17 protein-coding genes and 1 riboswitch are annotated in these 20,866 nt (G+C 40.9%); of the genes, 13 read left to right on the forward strand and 4 right to left on the reverse strand.

Features of this window, described 5'->3' with window-relative positions; translation table 11 throughout:
• The first annotated feature begins 97 nt into the window (after positions 1-97).
• From FBF75_RS16235 to FBF75_RS16295, 13 genes are all read left to right on the forward strand, one after another.
• On the forward strand, positions 98-1,153 hold the full coding sequence (locus FBF75_RS16235; protein ID WP_017366640.1) for a tartrate dehydrogenase: 1,056 nt from the start codon (positions 98-100) through the stop codon (positions 1,151-1,153).
• 72 nt (positions 1,154-1,225) lie between these two features.
• On the forward strand, positions 1,226-3,412 hold the full coding sequence (locus FBF75_RS16240) for a DNA topoisomerase III (RefSeq protein WP_136944943.1): 2,187 nt from the start codon (positions 1,226-1,228) through the stop codon (positions 3,410-3,412).
• Positions 3,413-3,609: 197 nt separating this feature from the next.
• A complete protein-coding gene (locus FBF75_RS16245; protein ID WP_136944944.1) occupies positions 3,610-4,692 on the forward strand; it encodes a glycosyl hydrolase family 8 in 1,083 nt (360 codons plus the stop codon).
• A complete protein-coding gene (locus tag FBF75_RS16250) occupies positions 4,673-5,524 on the forward strand; it encodes a GGDEF domain-containing protein (protein WP_136944945.1) in 852 nt (283 codons plus the stop codon). Before FBF75_RS16245 ends, FBF75_RS16250 begins: the two co-directional genes overlap by 20 nt.
• Positions 5,514-7,232 carry a DUF2334 domain-containing protein gene (locus FBF75_RS16255; protein WP_136944946.1) on the forward strand — a complete coding sequence of 573 codons (1,719 nt, stop codon included), beginning with the start codon at positions 5,514-5,516 and terminating at the stop codon, positions 7,230-7,232. Before FBF75_RS16250 ends, FBF75_RS16255 begins: the two co-directional genes overlap by 11 nt.
• A 37-nt stretch (positions 7,233-7,269) precedes the next feature.
• The gene (locus FBF75_RS16260) at positions 7,270-8,493 is read left to right on the forward strand and encodes a glycosyltransferase family 2 protein (RefSeq protein ID WP_481746904.1); all 1,224 of its coding nucleotides are present in this window, start codon (positions 7,270-7,272) and stop codon (positions 8,491-8,493) included.
• Positions 8,494-8,497: 4 nt separating this feature from the next.
• Positions 8,498-10,579 (forward strand): cellulose biosynthesis cyclic di-GMP-binding regulatory protein BcsB, encoded by a 2,082-nt coding sequence (locus tag FBF75_RS16265; RefSeq protein WP_136944948.1) that lies wholly within the window; start codon positions 8,498-8,500, stop codon positions 10,577-10,579.
• A gap of 66 nt (positions 10,580-10,645) precedes the next feature.
• Positions 10,646-10,793: riboswitch (cyclic di-AMP (ydaO/yuaA leader) on the forward strand.
• A 113-nt stretch (positions 10,794-10,906) separates the two neighbouring features.
• Entirely contained in the window at positions 10,907-12,733 is a 1,827-nt protein-coding gene (locus tag FBF75_RS16270; protein WP_007498061.1) for an APC family permease, read from the forward strand.
• Between the two features lie 70 nt (positions 12,734-12,803).
• Positions 12,804-14,525, forward strand: coding sequence for a pyruvate oxidase (locus tag FBF75_RS16275; protein WP_136944949.1), 1,722 nt, complete (start codon positions 12,804-12,806; stop codon positions 14,523-14,525).
• Between the two features lie 232 nt (positions 14,526-14,757).
• On the forward strand, positions 14,758-16,461 hold the full coding sequence (locus FBF75_RS16280) for a T7SS effector LXG polymorphic toxin (protein ID WP_240692388.1): 1,704 nt from the start codon (positions 14,758-14,760) through the stop codon (positions 16,459-16,461).
• Positions 16,451-16,897, forward strand: coding sequence for a toxin-antitoxin system YwqK family antitoxin (locus FBF75_RS16285; RefSeq protein WP_039962546.1), 447 nt, complete (start codon positions 16,451-16,453; stop codon positions 16,895-16,897). The genes FBF75_RS16280 and FBF75_RS16285 overlap by 11 nt, the downstream gene beginning before the upstream one ends.
• Before the next feature lie 17 nt (positions 16,898-16,914).
• A complete protein-coding gene (locus tag FBF75_RS16290; protein WP_136944951.1) occupies positions 16,915-17,634 on the forward strand; it encodes an endonuclease V in 720 nt (239 codons plus the stop codon).
• Between the two features lie 67 nt (positions 17,635-17,701).
• Positions 17,702-17,926, forward strand: a complete 225-nt coding sequence (locus FBF75_RS16295; protein ID WP_041507158.1) for a hypothetical protein — start codon at positions 17,702-17,704, stop codon at positions 17,924-17,926.
• Between the two features lie 39 nt (positions 17,927-17,965).
• Here FBF75_RS16295 and FBF75_RS16300 read toward each other — a convergent pair whose 3' ends face one another.
• From FBF75_RS16300 to FBF75_RS16315, 4 genes are all read right to left on the reverse strand, one after another.
• Positions 17,966-18,229: a hypothetical protein gene (locus FBF75_RS16300; RefSeq protein ID WP_008346966.1), complete on the reverse strand. Its 264-nt coding sequence runs from the start codon at positions 18,227-18,229 to the stop codon at positions 17,966-17,968.
• 99 nt (positions 18,230-18,328) lie between these two features.
• Complete coding sequence (locus tag FBF75_RS16305; protein ID WP_008346964.1) at positions 18,329-18,898, reverse strand: GNAT family N-acetyltransferase; 570 nt, start codon at positions 18,896-18,898, stop codon at positions 18,329-18,331.
• Positions 18,899-18,965: 67 nt separating this feature from the next.
• Positions 18,966-20,243, reverse strand: a complete 1,278-nt coding sequence (locus FBF75_RS16310; RefSeq protein ID WP_008346963.1) for an Nramp family divalent metal transporter — start codon at positions 20,241-20,243, stop codon at positions 18,966-18,968.
• 229 nt (positions 20,244-20,472) lie between these two features.
• The gene (locus tag FBF75_RS16315) at positions 20,473-20,733 is read right to left on the reverse strand and encodes a GlsB/YeaQ/YmgE family stress response membrane protein (RefSeq protein WP_003214275.1); all 261 of its coding nucleotides are present in this window, start codon (positions 20,731-20,733) and stop codon (positions 20,473-20,475) included.
• Positions 20,734-20,866 lie beyond the last annotated feature (133 nt).

Consider the following 20,866-nt stretch of genomic DNA (forward strand, 5'->3'; position numbering starts at 1 on the left):
TCAAAAAGCGTCTTTTTGTTTATTGAAAGAACATGAACTCTTTAGTAAACTCAACTTAATCGGTCGACGGTCGACCATTCATAAGGGGGAGAATACAATGAAACACTTTTCGATTGCGACGATACCTGGTGATGGGGTAGGAAAAGAAGTTGTACCAGAAGCAGTACGTGTTTTGAAAGCGATATCAGAGGTGCATGGCGGTCTGACTTTTTCTTTTCAGGATTTTCCGTGGAGCTGCGAATACTATTTAGAGCATGGCGAAATGATGCCAAAGGATGGATTGGAACAACTGAAAGCCTTTGACAGTATTTTCTTAGGGGCTGTCGGTGATGCCAACTTAGTGCCTGATCATATCTCGCTTTGGGGACTGCTCATTAAAATTAGACGGGAATTTGAACAGGTGATTAACGTAAGACCGGCAAAACAGCTAAAGGGCATCCGTTCTCCGCTTGCTCAGCCAAAAGATTTTGATCTACTAGTTGTAAGAGAAAATGGAGAAGGCGAATATAGTGAAATTGGGGGTCGGATTTATCAAGGGGAGGATCAGCTTGCGATTCAAAATGCCGTCTTCTCTAGAAAAGGGACAGAACGTGCGATGCGTTTTGCTTTTCAATTAGCAGAAAAGAGACGAAAGCATGTAACAAGTGCAACAAAGTCAAACGGCATCGTGCATACCATGCCATTTTGGGATGAAGTGTTTCAAGACGTCAAAAAGGACTACCCTAAGGTGGCGGCAGATTCTCAGCACATTGATGCGCTCTCAGCCTTCTTTGTCACAAGACCAGAGAAATTCGATGTCATCGTAGCCAGCAATTTATTTGGTGACATTTTGACGGATCTTGGTGCCGCCATAATGGGTAGTATTGGCGTCGCACCAGCAGCCAATATCAATGTAAATGGTAAATATCCATCCATGTTTGAGCCAGTACATGGATCAGCACCAGATATCGCTGGAAAAGGGATCGCAAACCCTATCGGACAAATCTGGACCGCTAAACTCATGCTTGATCATTTCGGAGAGGAAGAATTAGGCACACACCTTCTCGATACGATTGAATCTGTCACAGCAGACGGCTTTTTAACGGCAGATATCGGCGGAGCTTATCAAACACAAGAGGTCACAAACGAAATCATTAAACGATTGAAGAAATAATCCGTCATTAGAACCGCATCTCCACGTCTGCTATAATAAAAGGATGGATAGAAGAAAGAGATGTGAAATCTAGTGTCAAAAACAGTTGTATTAGCAGAGAAACCTTCGGTAGGACGTGACCTTGCACGTGTGCTGAAGTGTCATAAAAAAGGAAATGGTTTCTTAGAAGGAGATCAATACATTGTCACGTGGGCGCTTGGCCACTTGGTGACACTGGCTGATCCAGAAGGCTACGGGAAAGAATTTCAATCCTGGCGTCTAGAGGATTTACCAATTATTCCAGAACCACTCAAGCTTGTCGTGATGAAAAAGACAGGGAAACAGTTTCAAGCGGTCAAAGCGCAGCTGGCGAGAAAAGATGTAAAAGACATTGTCATCGCAACAGATGCTGGACGTGAAGGGGAGCTTGTGGCAAGGTGGATTCTTGAAAAAGCCCATGTGAAAAAGCCTCTAAAACGTTTATGGATTTCGTCTGTTACAGACAAAGCCATTCAAGAAGGGTTCAAACGATTAAAAGACGGCAGAGAGTATGATAACCTGTATCGCTCGGCGGTTGCGCGTGCAGAGGCAGACTGGATTGTAGGAATCAACGCAACAAGAGCGCTGACAACGAAGTTCAATGCGCAGTTATCCTGTGGACGTGTGCAAACGCCAACGATTGCTATGATCGCCAAGCGAGAGGAAGACATTCAGCAATTCCAGCCGAAGTCGTTCTTTGGGCTGACGGCACAAGTAGACGGACTGACGCTGACTTGGCAGGATGCAAAGACAAAACAAAACCGTACATTCCAAGAGGATGTAGTGAAGGAGCGCTTGGCAGCCTGTAAAGGAAAACCTGCAGTGATTGATGCACTGAAAAAAACAGCGAAAAAATCCTTTGCTCCAGGATTATATGACCTGACAGAATTGCAGCGTGATGCCCATAAACGCTACGGTTTTTCAGCAAAAGAAACACTGTCTACACTTCAGCGTCTGTATGAACAGCATAAGCTTGTGACGTACCCGCGTACAGATTCACGTTTTATTTCGGCAGATATCGTTCCCACATTAAAAGATCGACTCAAAGGAATGAACGTTAGACCTTACGCGCAGCATGTGAATCGCATTCTACAATCAGGCATTAAAGCACATAAAGGCTTCGTCAACGATGCCAAAGTGTCAGATCACCATGCGATCATTCCAACCGAGGAAGAGCTGTATCCGGGTGCATTAAGTGATAAAGAGCGTAAATTATATGACCTCATTGCCAAACGATTCCTCGCTGTACTGATGACCCCTTTTGAATATGAGGAAACAACAGTGATCGCCAAGATCGGCAGTGAGACATTCACAGCGAAAGGAAAAATTGTGCAATCAGCCGGTTGGAAAGCCGTGTACGATGATTCCTATGAAGACGAGGAATCAGCCGAAGCAGATCAGCACTTGCCGGCATTAACAGAGGGGCAGTCACTTGACGTACGCCAATTAAAAGAGACAAAAGGCGAAACGAAACCCCCTGCTCGTTTTAACGAAGCGACCCTTTTATCTGCCATGGAGAACCCGTCTGCATTTATGGAGAACAAGGAAAAAGACTTAGTGAAAACCCTTGGCGAAACGGGTGGATTGGGGACAGTGGCAACTAGAGCTGATATCATTGAGAAATTGTTTAACAGCTTCTTAATTGAGAAAAAAGGCAAAGACATCTTCATCACATCGAAAGGGAAGCAGCTTCTTTCTTTAGTACCTGAAGATTTAAAGTCACCTGCGTTAACAGCGGAATGGGAACAAAAACTTTCTAAAATTGCGAAAGGTCAATTGAAAGCTTCTCAATTCATGAGTGAAATGAAGTCATATGCAAAACAAGCCGTATCTGAAATCAAACAAACGAACCAAACCTTTAAGCATGACAACATGACAGGCACACATTGTCCTGACTGCGGAAAACTCATGTTAAAAGTGAACGGGAAAAACGGCACCATGCTTGTTTGCCAGGATAGAGAATGCGGACATCGAAAAAATGTGGCAAAGAAAACAAATGCACGCTGCCCGAACTGTCATAAAAAGCTTGAGCTGCGCGGGGAAGGCGATGGCAAAATATTTGCCTGTGTTTGTGGTCATAGAGAGAAACTGTCTGTTTTCGAAAAACGCAAATCACAATCCAATCAAAAACGAGCCAGTAAGCACGATGTGTCTAAATATATGAAGAAACAAAAGAAAGTGGAAGAACCAATCAATAACGCACTTGCAGAACAATTGAAGAAACTAAAATTAGATCAATAGTTGTGTAAAAACCCATGTGAATTCGCATGGGTTTTTTGTTTGTTCGAGTATTTTGACATGTTGTTTTTCTGTAAATGGGAATATGTAAGTGAAAAGACTCGTAATTTGGTATAAAATATTTATTTTCATTTAAACAGAAACGCTCTATAATAAATCGTTAGATGCTTAGAGAGAACAAGGATTGAAAGGGGACACGAATGGATACACCCATACATCGTACAGCTATCGCTATACTCATTGTCATTCTACTAGGCGGATGTACCTGGAAACAGCAGCAACATTCAGCTCAACCAGAACCTGCAAAGCCAGTATTGTCAGGAGAGTACTTTATGACTCACCACTTAATGACAGATCAAGGCATGATTCGAACCTCGCTTGCGGAACAGCCTACTTACTTATCAGAATCGCTCGGACTTTGGATGGAGTATCTTGTTAGAAAAAAAGATCAAACATCTTTTGATCAACAGGTAGACGTCTTGCGCACTCAATTCTTACTGGAACATGATCTTCTTAGCTGGCAAATCGAATCTCATCAAAAAAGCAAAGTCAATGCTTTAGTTGATGACTTACGTGTAGTAACAGCACTTCAAAAAGCAGATCAATTGTGGCAGAAGTCAGTCTATCAAACCACAGCCAAAAAAATCGCAAAAGCGTTAAAAGACAAAAACATGTTCAAGGGTATGTTGACCGACTATTATGATGCATCGACAAAGCAAACTTCACATACAATCACACTTTCATATCTTGACCCAAAAGCAATCAAAGAACTAGTATCCTTCCACCTATTCACAGAACAAATGATGAACAACCAATTGGCCATTCTAAAAAATGCACCGAGACAAAAAGGATTTTTTCCAAAATCCTATGACATAGCGAAGAAAGTCTACTCATTTGATCAGGAAATCAACTTGATCGATCAGCTTTATACGGCTCTTCATGCCGAACGTGCACAGGTTGATACATCAGTCATCATGAAATGGCTGAAAACCAACTTCCAAAAGGAAGGAAAACTGTATGGACGATATAAACTGAGCACATTACAGCCAGCAGTGACGTATGAATCGCCTTCAGTCTATGCACTGGTGATCTTATATGCACTCAAACAAGGAGAAGATGATTTTGCAAAAGACGTCTATCACCGAATGAAAGAGCTACAAATCCAAGATCCTCTCAAGCCTTATTACGGAGGCTATATGAACGAAAAAGATACACACTCATTTGATAATTTATTGCCTCTAATTGCAGAAAGGGAGCTTCTAAATGAAAAGGTTATTCAGTAACACCTATCGCACGTATTATACGCTGCTCCTCACGTTTGCGGGACTCATTTTATTTATGGGCTACTTGAATGGACGTGATGCGGAGAGTGTCATGATCATCACACTCACATTTGTCGTGATAGGATGCGGCATTTTATTTGGCATTTTGCCAGCATTGGTTTTTACTTTGTTGATTTTATTCTTTATAGGAAGCGGGATGTTCTTTACAGAGCTCGGTCACACAAATTCACTCTTTTCTAATCAAACCTTGCAAGATGTCGTGATATGGGGCGTGGCGCTTCTCTTTTTTGCTATTTCTGCTGGAAACGTGCATGAGCGAATAAAAACGATGCGTCACACCATTGACCAACAAAAGAGGGCCATCAAACAATTTGTAGCGATTGACTCAACCACAGGATTTGACAATGCAGAGCGGATGAGGCTCGAGTTATCTGAGGAAATGAAACGAGCAGAACGATATAAACAGCCATTCGTCTTTATCCTTCTTCATATGCACTACTCAGCGGAATTCAAAACATTATATGGAGAAAAAGAAATGCAGCATCTTTTCCAGCAACTCAGTATGAAGATACGCGAAAGTGTGAGAGAAACCGATAAGAAATTTCGATTATCCGAAGAACGAATCGGGCTGCTGCTCACTCACACACCTGAAGAAAACGTCTCGACCGTTCTTGATAAGCTAAAAGATAAACTGCAAACGCATATCTTGCTAAATGGTCGTGAAGTGACCTTAACTTTTCATGTCTGTCATTTAACAAGCAGCTCGGACTATCGGACACCAGAGCAATTTTTAGAAGAACTAGAAAACGAGATGATGATGAATGAACTTTAATGTTTTGACGAAATGTTGTTTGTTAATCGTTCTTTTCTCTATGCTTTCGATCAAAGACAGTACATCAGCCGGTGCACTTGAGAAAGAGTCCAGGACCCTCATCGTCTATTCCACACAATCAGGTGAGACAACGCCAACTGTTCATATGCTTGATGTACTTGTGGGGCATTTTTCCACACGAACGACCATTTTATCTGATGAACAAATCACTGAAAAGAACCTCAATGACTCTCAGCTAGTTATATATATAGGTGAAGAAAAGAGAACGTTGAAAGCACAAACCATTCGTCTTATAAACGAATCAAAACGCTTAATCGCAATAGGATACAATGCGGAACAGCTTCGCCCATTCTCCAAGCTTACTTTTCACAAACAAGATCACATCAGTCAAATCAAAGATGCTGATGATCAAGAATACCGTCAGCTAGAGAGAGGAATCACAGCTCAGGCGGTTCAAGGGACAGATCTGCAACGTAAATTCTTAATGAAGAAAAATCAAGCTGAGCAGCCATTTGTGATTCAAACAAAAGAAGGTGCGGCATATGTCGGAATGCTAAATATCCTTCAGCACGATAAGCTTCTTGCAGAGGTGCTTGAAAGTCTTCTCCTGCCGGCTTCTAGTCAGACGAAGACAAAGTACTTACAGCTTGGGAAGATTAACCCCGTCACGGATGAGAAGAAGTTACTTGAACTTGGACGATACGTTACAGCTCGCCATATCCCTTTTCTGCTGGCGGTGATCCCTATATGGATTGATCCAGCAACAGGGGATGAAGTGACGCTCAGTGACCGGCCTAAACTTGTCCACGTGTTAAAACAATTGCAAAGCAATGGAGCTAGTGTCGTTCTTCATGGGTTTAGCCGTACGTATCGAACGGAGGAGTCGGGTAAAGGCTTTGAATTTTGGGATGTAAAGTACGATCAGCCCGTTACGTCAAATGAACCAGAGAAAGCCAATCAGCAGCTGAACAAAAGCTTTTTTCCGAATGAAAAAGATTTTAATGCGTATATCAAATCCAATCAATATCAAGAAGCCATCTATACAGAAGAAAAGCTGACAAAAGGCATTGAATTGCTCACGCAGCAGGGGTTATATCCACTTGCATTTGAAGTGCCAAATGACGCCATTTCCCTGCAAGGCTATGAAGTGATTTCCCGCCATGTGTCCAGTCTATTTGGACAGGTGCAGCTCTCAGACCGTACATGGAAAACAAGAAGTGCATCACCGTTTTTGTCGACACCCGCCATGCTTCATGGCATGACTTTATATCCTGAACTGTCTATAGATACAGCGTCGGACCAAGAAGGTGCAAACATACTGGCTGAGCAGACAATTCAATCCATGCAGCATATCCAATCCGCCGCCATTGGGTTGTCCTATGATGTGGAAGCGGGGATAGATGGGCTGCAAGAGTTAATCACACAAATGGATGCGATCCCTTCTAGTGAATGGCTAGATTTAAAGAAAACAAAACAGACTGTTGAAACCCCGCATGTCCAGATCAAAACAACAGGAAATGGACATATTCAAATAGAGCAATCCAATATAGCTGAACCAAAAACAAACAAACGAAGCGGGATGGAAAATATGCTTCGAATGCTCACAATGGTGGTGCTGCTCTTTATTGTGGCATTTGCTTTTTACACATTGTATTTAAGGCTGACGATGAAAAAACGGATCTTTAAGGAGAGAAAATCAGGTGGCTGATATCTTATTTTACCTATCATTAATACTGATTTGGATCATGCTCCTATATCATATGTTTCTGATGCAGGGAGGCTTTCAGCACTATTTAACTTACGAAAAAGTGCTGCCTAAATGGACGAAACAAGGGAAAGATCTGCCGACCGTCAGCATTCTCATTCCAGCACATAATGAAGAAGTGGTCATTCGGCAGACGCTAAAAGCCATGGTCCAGTTATCCTATCCCAAACACCTTCTTGAAATCATTGTGATTAATGACAATTCCTCTGATTGTACAGGGGAGATTGTGCAATCATTTAGTGAGCAATACGATCATGTCCATCTGATTGAAACAAAGCCGCCATTTGCAGGGAAGGGGAAATCTACTGCACTGAATGAAGGCTTGAAGGCTTCGACAGGAGACGTTATTTGTGTATACGATGCAGATAATATGCCTGAAAAGAAAGCCGTCTACCATTTGGTTCTTGGATTATTGAATGATCCTAAAGCAGGTGCTGTTGTCGGGAAATTCAGGGTCATCAATGCAGCCAAAAACCTCCTGACAAAATTCATTAACATAGAAACGATCTGCTTCCAGTGGATGGCGCAAGGCGGGAGATGGAAATGGTTTGGCATTGCGACAATACCAGGCACCAACTTTGCGATCCGTCGGCACATTTTAGAAGAGCTTGGCGGCTGGGATGTCCATGCACTAGCTGAAGACACTGAATTAACGATTCGTGTGTATAACCTGGGCTATGTGATTCGGTTCTTTCCTGCTGCGATTACATGGGAACAAGAGCCTGAAACATGGAAAGTCTGGTGGCGGCAGAGAACACGCTGGGCTAGAGGCAACCAATATGTTGTGCTCAAATTTTTAAGACAGTTTATGAAATTAAAACGAAAACGAATGATTTTCGATTTATTTTATTTTTTCTTTACGTATTTCCTATTTTTCTTTGGTGTACTGCTCTCCAATGGCATTTTTATCGTAAACTTATTCGTTGATCTTCACTTATCTGTGGGAGCTGTGGCACTCATCCTATGGGGGTTAGCCTTCTTCCTCTTTTTAACAGAAGTGATGATTACGTTAAGCATAGAGAAAACAGAGCTGACCAAACAAAACATTCTCATTGTCGTTCTCATGTACTTTACCTATTCCCAAGTATGGATTGCGCTTGTTGTGTACTCCTTATGTGTAGAGGCGAAAAGCCGATTATTGAAACAAGAAGTGAAATGGTACAAAACCGAGCGTTACAATCAACAACAAAAGAAAAGCGGGTGACATATTGAAATCGTTAAAATGGTTGATTTATATATTAGGATTATCCTTAGCGATCCAGCCTTTTTTCTTGGCAGGTCAAGCCATGGCGCAATCCAACCGAGTTCAAGTCAAAGATGATTGGGTTCAACCTTCAAAAGAAAGCAAAACCAAAACGCAGCATCTATCAGAAGATGTAGTGACCTTATATGGACAAGAAGACCGCACTGAATTTACCTATCAAGTGGATCAGGAAAAAACAGAGTCAAGCACATTGACGTTAAATATAGAGGCTTCATCATTATTGATTTCACCTTCCTCATTCACTGTTATGATTGATGGAGAGATCGAAAAGACCATCCCTGTATCAGGGGAAAACCAGAAGAAGTCGATTCAAATCAAGTTGAATAAAGCACAATTGAAAAAAGGTACTCACCACATTCAGGTCATATTTTATGGTGTTTTAAAAGAAGGCGTGTGTATCAACCAAGAGACACCTGCTAATTGGCTAAAAGTGTATCCTGAAAGTGAACTTACATTCAAAGGAATCAAGACGAAAGATTTCACATTAGATAGCTTTCCATCACCTTTTATTCAAACAGGTGATCAGAAAGGACAGACCGACATTGTCATTCCTAATTCACCGGATGCAGCTGAATTAGAAGCAGCCATCAAAGTATACCGTACGTTGAAAAACAAAGATCGCCAAAAAGAGATCAAACTTATCCAAGAAAAGGACATCAAGCAAGTGGCTCACCCAACGATTGCTGTGGGAGCTATAGGAAGCTGGGATGGACGGATGAAAACGATTGAACAAGGTGCAGGAATTAAAACGAAAAGCAGTCATCTTACATTAGCGATGAGAACTTTGACAGCAAAGAAAACAGAACAGCCCATTTTATTTGTGACAGCGGAAAAACCTGTGACAATTGCTGAAAAAATCAATGTTCTGACTCAGTCAGAATTAACGGGTCAACTGACTGGAACGGACTTACTGATTCAAAAGACTGCAGCTCAAACGTCTAAACCATCTCACAAGATTCGTTTAAAAGATTTTGGCGGAGATGATGTCACGGTTGGGACCAACAAGACGGCATCCGACCACTACTATTATCCGAAAGCGCTACTGGCTAACCAAAAATCAGGTGCAAAGCTCAATCTTTCATTCAAAAAATCTGATACAGCAGCAAGCAAAACAGAACGGTTAACTGTTATGATCAATGACGAACCGCACGACGTACCATTAACAAAACTAGGCAACAAAGATGCGAATGGATTCTATCATGTCTCGATTCCAGTAGATTCAAAGATACTTCAAAAAAATGAATATATTGATTTGCAATTTGTCACAAGTGGTTTTAAAAACATGGAATCCTGCAGACATACAGATGAAGAAGGCTGGATATTCATTGACAAAAATAGCTCTCTTCAAATACCAGAAGGAACAATGAGTGAAAAGCCAGATTTAGCCGCATGGCCGCTCCCGTTCACTTCGAAAAATACATTGATCATCATACCAGATCAAATCAAACGTGAAACAATCAATCAAATGGCCATGCTGACGGAATCTTTTAGTCAGCCAGAAGTAGCTCAATATCATTTAATAAAAGCTTCTCAAGTGACAAATGAACAATTGAAAAATCACCCTCTCATTTTCATCGGAGGCATTCAAACATTCTCTCTTCTGAAAGAAAACGCAGCCGATCTCGTTGTTCCGGTGAAAAAGGATCAGTATGATGTATCTTCTTTCGGCATGATCAACGAAACAACGGCTCGAATTGTATGGACGCAGCCATCTGTTTGGAATAAAGAACAGACAATGACAGTCTTTTCAGGAATGACTGCAGCTGAAGCTAACGTGTCAAATGAAGTAATGCAATTTCTTCAAACAAATACAGAAAAAGCAACAGTTGCAATAGAGAGTAAAAACAAAGGCGTGTTTACTAATCATCAATCCGTCAGCAGCACATCCAGCAGTCTGAAAACAAATGAAAAACAAAGCAGCAGCGAGTCTTGGATTTACTTTGTGTGTATCGCTGCACTCATCCTTTTTGTGCTTGTGATGATTGTCTATTTCGTACGAAAAAACCGTAAAAAGACTGAGTTCTAAACGATCAAAAGACCTTGAAAAAATCTCTTTACTTTGGTGTCAAACGGGAGTATGATCTCTTTTATAAAAGACCAATCGCTGAATCATTTCGATGAGCGGGGGAACCAATTGTGGTGGTATAAAACACCACGTGGGGTGAATCCTTTTAAGGTAGGGCAAAATCTCATGCGCCCGAATCCGTCAGCTAACCTCGTAAGCGTTAAAGAGAGCAAAGACCAACCTGTGATCTAAACAATAGGCACAGGGGCATTCTATTGCCTCTGTGTCTTTTTGGCGATCCAAAATTTTGTAACTCAAATCGTTTGACACTAAAGGAGCGGGCAACACATGTACAGTTTGATGAAGCGTATTTTAATTGGTAAACCATTAAAATCACAGGCAGCAGGAGAACAAAAACTATCAAAAATCAAAGCTTTGGCATTATTGTCATCAGACGCATTGTCGTCAGTCGCATACGGTACAGAACAAATCTTGATTGTTCTATCAGTTGTTAGTGCGGCAGCGTTTTGGTACTCACTCCCGATTGCAGGTTGTGTATTAATTCTTTTAATGGCGTTAATTCTATCTTACCGCCAGATTATTTATGCTTATCCAGAAGGCGGCGGGGCGTATGTCGTCTCCAGCAGAAACTTAGGTGAAAAACCAGGGCTGGTTGCTGGTGGATCATTACTCGTCGATTACATTTTAACCGTAGCAGTGAGCATTTCTGCTGGGACCGATGCGATCACATCGGCTTTTCCAGCTCTATATCCATATCATGTCATGATTTCAATCGTATTAGTTCTAGTGATTATGGTGTTAAACCTTCGTGGACTGACAGAGTCGGCATCTATTTTGGCTTATCCTGTGTACCTATTTGTCTTTTCATTGCTCATTTTAATTGGAGTGGGCGGGTTTAAACTATTAACAGGGCAAGTGCCGCCAGCACCTGAACATACAGCATTTGGCACACATGTATCAGGCATCACGTTATTTCTTTTATTAAAGGCATTTTCGTCTGGCTGTTCTGCTTTAACTGGTGTTGAAGCGATTTCTAATACAATTCCATCCTTTAAAAAACCAGCTGCACAAAATGCAGCGAGAACTTTATTGATGATGGGGGGATTACTGGCCGTTCTATTTGTAGGAGTGACATTGCTTGCGTTTGGTTTTGGCATCTCGCCAAAGCCAGAAGAGACGGTTGTGTCACAAATTGCATCAGACACTTTTGGACGGACATTTTTCTACTATGTCATTCAAGCTGTCACAGCTTTAATTTTAATATTAGCGGCAAACACAGGTTTTTCAGCTTTTCCATTATTGGCTGTTAACTTAGCAAAAGATAAATATATGCCGCGTATGTTTACAGTGAGAGGAGATCGGCTCGGTTATTCCAATGGTATTATCTTTTTAGGTGTAGCTTCTATGCTGCTTATTTGGTTATTTGATGGGAAAACGGAACACCTCATTCCACTTTATGCTGTCGGTGTGTTTATTCCATTTACCTTGTCTCAGACAGGTATGTGTGTAAAGTGGATTCGTGAAAAACCACAGGGATGGAAAGTGAAAATGCCTATCAATATCGTGGGAGCACTTATTTCATTTACGGTTTTCATGATTCTCATTTTGACCAAGTTCCATCTTGTATGGCCAGTATTTGTTTTCATGCCAATTGTTCTATTTATTTTTCATTCTATTAAGAAACATTATCTGTCTGTTGGAGAACAATTACGTTTATTGAATGAAACCGAGCCTGTCGAAATCAAAGGAAATGTGGTCATCGTCCCAATAGCAGGTGTCACACGAGTCGTCGAACAATCTGTGCAATATGCAAAATCCTTATCAGACCAGGTCATAGCGGTTCATGTATCGTTTGATAAAGAGAAAGACAAGAAAATTGAAGCTGATTGGGAAAAGCTGAATAGTGATGTGCGTCTGGTGATTTTACATTCGTCTTATCGAAGTCTCATTCACCCGCTTGATAAATTTCTTGAAACGATTGAAGCGAAAGCAAATGCACATCAATATAGAGTGATGGTGCTCGTCCCTCAATTTATTCCGAAAAAAAGATGGCATACCATTTTGCACAATCAATCTGCTTTCTTATTAAGATTCCGTTTATTATGGAAACGGGATATTGTTGTCGCCACTCTTCCATATCACTTTAAAAAGTAACAAGAGCAAGTTGAAACGTTTGATCAAAAGGGTGCGGTGGTATGGAGTAAGAAAAAAGGAGTTTTCTCACATGCCGCAAAGAACCGCAGGAAAAGAAGTAACAGCGCTACTGGAAGAGTGGGGCGTGAAACATATTTATGGAATGCCTGGCGACAGTATTAACGAATTAATCGAAGAACTAAGGCATGAATCAAGCAAAATTCAATTTATACAAACAAGACATGAAGAAGTGGCAGCACTTTCAGCAGCAGCTGATGCGAAACTAACAGGCAAACTTGGTGTTTGTTTATCAATTGCTGGGCCAGGTGCTGTCCACTTATTGAATGGACTATACGATGCAAAAGCGGACGGTGCACCTGTATTAGCGATAGCAGGGCAGGTTGCCTCAACTGAAGTAGGCAGAGATGCATTTCAAGAAATCAAATTAGAGCGGATGTTTGACGATGTTGCTGTCTTTAATCAGCAAGTACAAACAGCAGAAGCTCTGCCTGACTTATTGAACCAAGCCATCAAAGCTGCTTATACCCATAAAGGGGTGGCGGTTCTCACTGTCTCAGATGATTTATTTTCTCAGAAAATTAAGCGGAGTCCCGTTTATACATCACCTCTTTATGTAGAGGGAGATGTGCGGCCGAAGAAAGATCAACTGCTAAAGGCTGCTCAACTCATTAACAATGCGAAGAAGCCAGTCATCTTAGCAGGAAAAGGATTAAGAAATGCAAAAGAAGAGCTTCTTTCGTTTGCAGAAAAGGCAGCTGCACCGATCGTCATTACACTTCCTGCAAAAGGTGTTGTTCCAGACAGGCATCCATACTTTTTAGGGAACCTAGGTCAGATCGGGACGAAGCCTGCATATGAAGCGATGGAAGAGTGCGATTTATTAATCATGCTTGGAACATCCTTCCCATATAGGGATTACTTACCGGAAGACACACCTGCCATTCAATTGGATATCAAACCGGATCAGATCGGTAAAAGATATCCAGTAGAAGTGGGGATTGTAAGTGACAGTAAGACTGGTCTTCATGAACTAACCTCTTATATTGAATATAAAGAGCAGCGCGGTTTCCTTGAAGCTTGCACAGAGCATATGATGAAGTGGCGAGAAGAAATGGATAAGGAAAAATCTATTGCCACATCACCGCTTAAACCGCAGCAAGTCATCGCTAGATTAGAAGAAGCGGTAGATGATGATGCCATACTTTCAGTTGATGTCGGTAATGTGACGGTATGGATGGCACGTCATTTCGAAATGAAACAGCAGGATTTCATTATTTCCAGCTGGCTTGCCACAATGGGCTGTGGTTTACCTGGCGCAATATCAGCTAAATTAAACGAACCAAACCGCCAAGCTATTGCTGTCTGTGGTGACGGAGGCTTCACAATGGTGATGCAAGATTTTGTGACGGCAGTAAAATATAAACTGCCAATTGTCGTTGTGATCTTAAACAACAACAACCTTGGTATGATTGAATATGAACAACAGGTAAAAGGCAACATCAACTATGGTATAGAGCTGGAAGATATTGATTTTGCAAAATTTGCAGAAGCATGCGGTGGTAAAGGAATCTCGGTGTCATCACATGAAGAACTAGCACCAGCCTTTGATCAAGCACTTCAAGCTGATAAACCTGTGATCATTGATGTTGCGGTGTCCAATGAACCACCGTTACCTGGTAAAATCACTTACACACAAGCAGCGGGCTTTAGTAAATATTTATTGAAAAAATTCTTTGAAAAAGGTGAGCTGGATATCCCTCCACTTAAGAAAAGCCTTAAACGCTTTTTCTAAACAGCAGGTAGTCGGTCCTCCAATTAGGGGGACTGACTTTTTTGTTGAACAAGGAAAAATATTTCAATTGTCACTTGTTTTCTTTTGTATAAAAATATACAGACTGGATTTTTGTAACTTAAAGCCTATTTTTCCAATTCGATGAGAAAGGTAAAATAGACTTTATGATCAATAATGGAGGGAGTGGATTTTTCTGGGTAAGATACTTGATGCAAAAGCACTAACCAGTGCCATGGATGCAAGGGCGAAACACTATCAGGCACTCCGTGAAGAAATGGTTGATTTAAAAAAAGCGCTACAGGGCGTGGCGAATCTAGGTGATGACTTTACTGGAAAAGGTGCCGATAACATTAAAAGCTTCTACAAAGAGCTCGCAGGAAATGTGGACATGTTCATCAGCTTTATTGATAAGCAAAAAGCCTTTCATGAAGGTGTTTCTGGAACGCTTGATGATACAAACTTTGGCGGCGATACCTTTGTAGAAGAACACTTTTTAGACAACGCTGTACATATGGGAATCAAGAATGCGAAAAGCATCGTGAAGGATCAAAAAAAGGCACTCAAAACGATTTTTCAAGATATTGATGACCTCATTTCTCTGGAGGTATTTGATAGTAAAACCTTTGACGAAAAGATTGCAGATGCGGAAGATGAACGCAAGAAAACGGTTAAAGATTTAATAGAACTTGATCAAAATCTAAAAGATGAATATGCTTTGTCAGAAACGGAGCAGCAAGCTACAATGGCATTGTACGCTGAAATGATGAATGCGACAAATGACGGAAAATCCATTTCGCCTATGAATTTTGACAAGAGAGCGTATCAAAATAGCGAAATCTACAAGGCAAAAAGCGATATTGAGAAGCAAACTTCTGAATATCTAAAAATCAAAAAAGATCAAGAAGAAGCCCGCGAGATCGCAAAGGAACAGGAAGCGCTCGCCAACCGTCCTTGGTATGAAAAAGCCCTTGATTACGGTGGGAATATCGTTAATGAGCTGACAGGCGTGAACGATGCAAAACGTGCCGCAACAGGTGTCGATCCGATCACAGGTGAAGAACTCACCGCAGGACAGCGAGTCGCCGCAGGCGGCATGGCAGCAGCAGGCTACATCCCGATTGTCGGCTGGGCAGGACGTATTTTCAAAGGCGGAAAAGCCGTCTATAAAACGACTCAAGCCACGTCTGCCGCAGTTAGAGCAGTCGACATTTACAAGACATCACAGAAGTCTTTTGACGCCCTGAAAACATCTCAAAAAGGCTTATATGGACTCACCGCAACAAACGGCTTCAGCGAAGCGATTACGGGTCGAGATATGTTTGGAAATAAGGTCTCGAAAGAACAGCAGGAAGCGAGTATGAATGCGGCTCTGGGAATGCTTTTGCCATTTGGGGCGAAAGGATTTCATGGGAAGATGGGCGCTGTAGAGAGTGGAAAACGTATAGATTATTTAAGAAATAAATATGGAACAATCAGTTCTAAAGAATTAAATGAAAGAATCAATTTGCGCGGTGAAACGATGAAAGAGCTAAATAAATTAAAAGGTACTGGTATTAGTAAGAAGAAAATGGGACCTGCTTTTGCTGGAGTTTATGATAAACAAACTGGGAAATATTCTTATGCAATAAATGATTATGATGGAAAGTTACCAGATTTTCATCCCTTAATAAAAAACAAATATGATAAAATGCCAAAAGAGGTTATAGATTCATATGCATTTACAAAAGGTGCGGGATCACATGCCGAAGTGATTGCATTGAATAAGGCCTTAAAGGAAAACCCAGGTGCTAGTTTAGATAATTTTATTTTGAATGTAGTTAGGAGCGGTCAAAGTAGAGTGAAACCGGCTGGGATGATGTTTCCACGATGTCCACATTGTGCTTATCTTACGGATGGATCCAAAATTATCACGGAGGTTCCTAAAAATGTTAAATGATATATTACAAAAGGATTTTATTTTAGAAAATGGTACGGAGTTTGAAGAACATTTAGAGTATGGGGGTCCTTACGAACTAGCAATAGTGGAATATACCCCGGATGGTAACGAAAAACTATTTACGGGCTTAGCTTATGATAAATACGAAAATGGAAATATCGAAAGTTACTTCTATGTAGAGCAAGGTGTTAAGCAGGGAAAGTGTGTTGAATTTTACTCAAATGGAAATGTGAAAAAAATAGGTAATATGAATAAAAGTGCTGCAGATGGATATCAAGTCGAGTTTTTTGAGAATGGAAATAGAAAGTATGAATCTGAATATATTGCTGGTCGAGAAATGACTTATATAAAATACGATAAAAACGGAAATATTGTAGAGCAAAAAGCAGAACCTGATGAATCTGATTTAAAATACGTCGAAAAATTCAACGATTAATAAGGATAAAGTGATATATGGTTAATCTGGATAATGATAAAATAGATCATTTAATAGAAAAATTTAAAAATGAACAAAAAGCTCTTTTGCCTAAAGTTAAATTGGAAAATAATTTCCGATTAGAAAACATACGGTTTATCGCAGGGGTAGATGTTTCTTATTTTGAAACAAATGGAAAATCGAAAGGTGTTTGTTGCATAGTTGTATATGATTTGACAGAAAAACAAGTAATTGAAAAAGTGAATAGTTATGGAGAAATAAAGGTTCCTTATATATCCGGATTTCTTGCTTTTCGTGAGTTGCCTTTAATTAAAGATGCAGCAAAAAAGCTGACGAAACAAGTAGATATCTATATGTTTGATGGAAATGGTTACTTACATGATAGACATATGGGTATTGCTACACAGGCATCATTTTTCTTAAAGAAGCCTACCATTGGTGTAGCAAAAAGCTATTTGAAAATCAAAGGAATAGATTTTACCCTACCCCAAAATAAAGAGAATGCATACACAGATATTATTATAGATGATGAAATTTATGGTCGAGTACTTCGAACCAGAATGAATGTTAAGCCCATTTTTATTTCATGTGGTAACTGGATTGATTTAGATACAACTACAAAAATTGTGATGAAACTTATTGATAAAAATAGTCGACTGCCGATCCCTGTAAGATATGCAGATATCGAGACACGCATTATTCGAAATGAGCTATTAACAAAAAAGGACGAAATGTGAAGTGGCACATTTCTAAGATTTAGTTCACTCTAGCGAGAGTCAATCACCAAAAAAAGGGGAATAAACCATGCTATGGATTTTCACACAAAACGAACAAAGTTTCGTTAATGTTCACGAAGTCACAGTAACTGGTAAAAAGATTGAAGGGTTTATCGCAGGCAGTGATTCTTGGGTTAAGACGCTCGGCAAGTATGACTCAAATGATCGAGCGTCAGAGATCCTTCAAGACATTGTGAAAGTAATTGAAAAAAACCCAAATGGTACGATGACCTATCGAATGCCTCAGCAGTAAAAAAGAAACCACCTTTCCATCGCGAAAAGGTGGTTTTGTTTATGAAGGTGTTTTGGTAAAGGCTAAAAATAACGGAATGCCTGTGCCGACAAGTGTTGTGGCAAATAGAAACATACCGCAAATGAATAGAAAGTGACTGGCTGAAAAGACGAGTGCCAGAATGAGAAATACGATGCTGAGTCCTGCCATGCTATAGGATGGGACAAAGCGGCGTTTGTATGTGGCTTTCTTTGTTAGGAATGAGAAGAAAATGCCAAATAATAAAGGGACAATCCATAAGTAAAATAAAATAATAAGAGACATACATCATACCTCGATTTTTTCCTTCTATTTTATCAGATGCCAATCACAACGGATACTACAAAGCTTCACTTTGTAAAATAGTTCATCCAATCGACACAATTAAGTGGGCTGATTGATCGAATTCGTTTTTTGTTTCATATATTCAGGCTGTAAAAGTGCGTACACACAGTGATCGGCAAAGTGGTCGCCCAGCCATTCACATTGTCTTAATATGCCTTCAAGTGAAAAAGATAAACGCTCTGCGATGCGTCTGCTTTTTTGATTATCAACAGCGGCCCTTATTTCAATGCGGTGCAGACCGCACTCTTCAAATAAATAGTGAATGACCGCTTTGCATGCTTTTGTCATGATGCCTTTTCCTTGATAGCCTTCCCCGAGCCAATAGCCAATGGAAACCGTCCGATTAATCCAATGAATTTGGTGGGTGCCAATGATACCAACGAGTTCTCCATGTGACCAGATTCCAGCCTGAAAACCATTGTTTTGCAAAGCTTGTTGCATGGCACCTTGAATAAACGCCATGCTATCTTCTTCTGTCTGCGTCGAATCGACCCATAGCATCCATTCACGTAAGTGCTCTCTTGAGCGTTGGATGAGCAGATACAGACTTCTCGCGTCTCTTGGTTCAAGTAGCCGCATGGATAGATCTTGATCCTGATAAAAAAACATGTGATCACATCCTTTCAAGGGAAATTCTACCACAACCCGATATAAAAGACAGCCTGATCACTGTCTTTTACATAAACGTATCCACAATTAAAAACAGATTAAGTGCGACAACAAGAGCTGCTATCACCCAAGATATTCCGGTCACCCAGCGAGCATTCGTCAAATCGCCCATAATTCGTTTTTTACTTGTAAACAAAATGAGCGGAATTAAAGCAAACGCAATGCCAAAGGATAAGACCACTTGACTCATCACAAGCGCAGATGTCGGATTGACCCCAGATGCAATGATCGCAATAGGGGGAATGATGGTAATCAGCCGGCGGACATACAGCGGAATTCGGTACTGAATAAAACCTTGCATGATAATATCGCCTGACAGTGTACCGACAGAAGAACTGGAAAGTCCGGCTACAAGCAGACCTACACCAAATAAGATCGCTGATACAGGACCTGCGAGAGTGCCAAAATGCTGAAATGCTACATCTAAATCCTCAACAAAAAGACCATTTTTAAAAAATAAAGCAGCTGCTACAATCAACATGCTGGCATTGATAGCGCCAGCAACTACCATCGCAATGAGGATGTCTAAAAACTCAAAACGAAAAATCAGCTTTTTCTCTTTTTCCGTTCTGCCGACAACTCTTCTTTGAGTTAAGGCTGAATGGAGATAGATCGCATGCGGCATCACCGTAGCGCCTAAAATACCAGCGGCAAGCAGTACGCTGTCTGTCCCTTCAAACCTTGGAATGAACAGTCCACCGGCGACACTTGCAAGATCAGGTTTAGCCACAAAGGTTTGTACAGCGAAAGCAATCACGACAACAAACAGCATGCCGGTAATTCCTGCTTCTAACGCTCGATAACCTCGTCTTTGGAGTTCTAAAATGGCAAAAGAACCGATCGCTGCAATAATCGATGCTTCAAGCAGCGGGATACGAAAGAGTAAGTATAAACCAAGGGCAGCCCCGATAAATTCGGCTAAATCTGTGGCGATAATGACGAGTTCGCCCTGAATCCATAAACCAATCGAGACTGGTTTTGGAAACTCTTCTCGAGCAATTTCAGGTAAATTTTTCCCTGTTGCGATTCCAAGCTTTGCAGACAAAGACTGGATGAGTAAGGCCATGAGATTGGATATGAGAATGACCCATAACAGAAGGTAGCCATATTTCGAGCCAGCCGCAATGTTGGTCGCAAAGTTTCCTGGATCAATATAGGCAATGGCTGCGATAAAAGCAGGCCCGAGAAAAGGAAGGAGCCTTCTAAATCCCTTCACCTTTCCTTCAAGTGCACGCTCCGCTGCCACTGACATGTGGGCCTGTGCCTCGATGTATTTGTTTGTCATATGTCATCACCTAGATTCTACAAAGTTTTGCTTTGGCACAAAAAGTTTCCTCGATGCAATTTTTAATCATCATATGCCCATCTTTATGAAAAGTCAACTATCTGAACTAATAGGTTTGTTTATCATATGTAAGTGAAAAAAATAGATACCTTGTCAATCAACACATAAAAAACACCGCCTCTTATCTTAGGCGGTGCATCCTCTGCTTCCTCTTCTTTTGTATCGTTTTTTAAGAAACCCTTGATCCAACGCTGCGGAAGATCAAGCTTAAAATAATGACAAAAATGGCTGCTCCTAAGATCGCTGGAATGATCGCAAATCCTGCCAGACTAGGACCCCACGTTCCAAGTAATCCATGACCAATCCAAGCACCTGCAAGCCCGGCAATCATTGAACCGATCCAGCCTCCTGGTACACTGCCTCCAGCGAGTGCACTCCCAATGAGACCAATGACAATCGCCACAACTAATGAAATCAGAAATCCTAACATGTTGATCACTCCTCTTTTGTTTGTTTACTAAGCAATAACCGTTTTAAAAGAGATTAAAACCTTTCGGAACCACTTCAATGTTCGATACGTATGATGGACAAGGATTGTGTATAATAACAGACATATACTTGAA

The sequence above is a fragment of the Bacillus sp. S2(2019) genome (assembly GCF_005144805.1).
GTDB classification, from domain to species: domain Bacteria; phylum Bacillota; class Bacilli; order Bacillales; family Bacillaceae; genus Bacillus; species Bacillus altitudinis.